Below are 2,987 nucleotides of genomic sequence, written 5' to 3'. Positions count from 1 at the left end.
ACAACCCGCGTGTCGGCATCACCGGCGTGCTCTGCCACTGCGCCAACGCGAACATCTTCCTGCAGGTGCTCGAAGGCGGCCGCGGCCCCGTCAGCGCGCTCTACAACCGGATCGCGCAGGACCCGCGCCACCACGAGGTGGTGCTGCTCAGCTACGAGGAGATCGGCGAGCGGAGCTTTTCGAGCTGGTCGATGGGGCAGGTCAACATGAGCCGGCTCAACCCGGCGCTGCTGCTGAAGTATTCGGAAGCAGCGGTGCTCGACCCCTACGCCGTCTCCGGCAAGGCGTCGCTCGCCCTCTTCAACGAGCTGGTGGCGACGGCGTCGGTGAACGCGCCGGCCTGACGGCGGAGGCGGCCGGCCGGGCCGCTTCCGTCGCCGCCGCCGCTTGCCCAATCCCAGACGACGCCGAGGCCGGCCGGGCCGCAGCCCGTGCCGCGGCCGAGCGCTTGTTCTGGTCGTTGCGATCGGCGGCACCCGCCGGCGGAACGGGCGTGCCGAGCGGCATGCTGTCGCTGGTCGCCGGTGTGCCGCTGTCGACCCCGGCCGGGATGGCGCTGGTCTGCGTGCCCGTCGGCGGCAGCCGCGGCGGCGGCTTGCGCTCGGTCTGCTGTGCCGCAGCCCACGGCACGAGGGCGCCGGCGACACAGGCAACGGCGATCGATCTGGCGACGCGAAGATGGCACGACATGGCGACTCCCTGGGCACGGACCCGAGACGCCCAGTCTCCCACGCCGTGCTGCCTTGCCGCGTCGGACGGCGCGCTCCGCGCTGCTAGGTGTTCGACTTCGGCGCCGCCGCTTTGCGCGCAGGTGCCGCCTTCCTGGCGGCGGTGGTGGCTTTCTTCGCCGCCTTCTTCGCGGGCGTCCCCGCCGGCGTCTTCGCCGGTGTCTTGGCCGTCGCCGCGTCGGTCTTCGCCACCGTCTTCGCCGGCGCGCCGCTCTTCTTCGCCGCCGGCGGCCGGCCCGGCCTCGGCTCGAACTCGAACACCACCTTGCCCTCGCTCGCGTCCCAGGCCAGGCGAGCCTTGAACTTGCGCCGCGTCTTGTTGGAGACGAAGCCGTCGAGCAGGTCGGTGCGACCGGTCTCGAGCAGCTTGCTCATCTGCTCGCGCGAGACCGGCTGCTGCAGGATCACCTTGCCCACCTTGAAGTCGCTCGAGGGGTTCGGGCCGACCGCGTTCTCGGAGACGTAGCTGGTGCCGAACTCGAAGACCCGGCCGCCGCTCTTCGGGCACTTGCCGAGCGGCTCCTGCTCGCCGAAGTCGACCGGGGCGCCGGACTCCGCTTCCCGCTTGGCCTCCTCGCCGAAATCGAACTCCAGCTTCCAGTTGCCGATCTCCTCGTCGCGGACGAGCTTGAGCTCGGCGGTGAACGGCCAGCCGGCCTTCGAGCGGAAGCCTTCGAGCGGGCCGATGCGCCGGTCGCGCAGGAAGGCCTCGACCTCGGCCAGCTCGAACGGGCGCCCGCCCGGGATCTTGCTCATCGAGAAGCCGCAGCCCTCGCGCGCCGGCCAGGCGGCGCCCGGCATGCCTTCGGGGATGCCGACGCAGGCGTAGCGGCGATAGTTCTCCTTGACGACGCCGGCGCAGTTCGGGCACGGCGTCGCCAGCGTCACGTAGTCGCCGGGGATCGTGTCGCGGTCGTACTCCTTGGCCTTGCGGACGATGCGCTCGGCCATGGCCGCGATGCTCTTCATGAAGGTGTCGCGCTCGAGGTGGCCCTTCTCCATCTCGGCCAGCTGGTACTCCCAGTTGCCGGTGAGCTCGGGCTTGGTCAGGTCCTCGACGCCGAGGCCGCGCAGCAGCGTCATCAGCTGGAACGCCTTGGCTCCGGGGACCAGCTCGCGCCCTTCGCGGTGGATGTACTTCTCGTAGATGAGCCCCTCGATGACGGCGGCGCGCGTCGCCGGCGTGCCGAGGCCCTTTTCCTGCATCGCCTCGCGCAGGTCGTCGTCCTCGATCAGCTTGCCTGCGCCTTCCATCGCCGACAGCAGCGTGGCCTCGGTGTAGCGAGCCGGCGGCCGCGTCTTCAGGGCCTTGACGTCGACGCTCTCGGTGCGGGCCAGCTCGCCTTCGGCCACGGCGACCAGGCTGGCGTCGTCCTCCTGGGCCTCGCGGCCGTAGACCGCCAGCCAGCCCGGCCGGACCATCACCTTGCCGTTGGTCTGGAAGCTCCAGGCGTTGCCGCCCTTCTCGACCGTCGAGATGCGGGTCGTGACCAGGAACTCGGCCGACGGGAAGAACACGGCGAGGAAGCGCTTGGCGACCATGTCGTAGAGCTTGGCCTCGATCTCCGAGAGGCTCTTCGGCGCCTGCAGGGTCGGGATGATGGCGAAGTGGTCCGATACCTTGGCGTTGTCGAAGATCCGCTTCGAGGGGCGGATGTAGCCTTCCTTCAGCGCCGTCTTCGCATGGGCGGCGAGCGGCCGCAGCGGCCCGGGCAGGGTCTCGCCGGCGATCATCTCGGCGGTCTGCCTGGCGACCTCGACGTAGTCCTCGGGCAGGGCCCGGCTGTCCGTGCGCGGGTAGGTGAGGACCTTGTGCTTCTCGTACAGGGCCTGCGCCAGCGACAGCGTCGTGCGCGCGGAGAAGCCGAAGCGCGAGTTCGCCTCGCGCTGCAGGCTGGTCAGGTCGTAGAGCAGCGGCGCTGCCTGCGTGCTCGGCTTGGCCTCCTCGGCGACGCGGGCCGGCTCGCCCTGGACGGCCTGGGCGATGGCCTTGGCGTCGGCCTCGGTCCAGAGCCGGTCGGCGCGCAGTTCGGGATCGACGACGGGCGGCGCCCCGTCCCGGCCCGGGTCGGCCTTCTTCTTCCACTTCGGGTCGAACCACTTGCCCTCGTACTCGCCGGCACCGACGGCGAAGGTCGCGCGCACTTCCCAGTAGTCGCGCGAGACGTGGCGACGGATCTGCTCCTCTCGCTCGACCATGATCGACAGCGTCGGCGTCTGGACCCGGCCAACGGTGGTCAGGAAAAAGCCCCCCTCGCG

Annotated in this window: 2 protein-coding genes; one reads left to right on the top strand and one right to left on the bottom strand. The window is 70.7% G+C overall.

Annotation, left to right across the window (positions count from 1 at the left end; all coding sequences use genetic code 11):
* Positions 1-344 (top strand): BLUF domain-containing protein (locus AC30N0_RS04325; RefSeq protein WP_489516701.1); only part of this gene is annotated, 344 nt, incomplete at its 5' end.
* Between the two features lie 429 nt (positions 345-773).
* Here AC30N0_RS04325 and AC30N0_RS04320 read toward each other — a convergent pair.
* The coding region (locus AC30N0_RS04320; protein ID WP_489516700.1) for a DNA topoisomerase III at positions 774-2,987 on the bottom strand (2,214 nt) is incomplete at its 5' end.

The organism is Rhizobacter sp., assembly GCF_031412495.1.
GTDB lineage: Bacteria > Pseudomonadota > Gammaproteobacteria > Burkholderiales > Burkholderiaceae_C > Schlegelella_A.
Note: the sequence above shows the minus strand (reverse complement) of the source record. Positions and strands in the feature narration are given on the sequence as shown.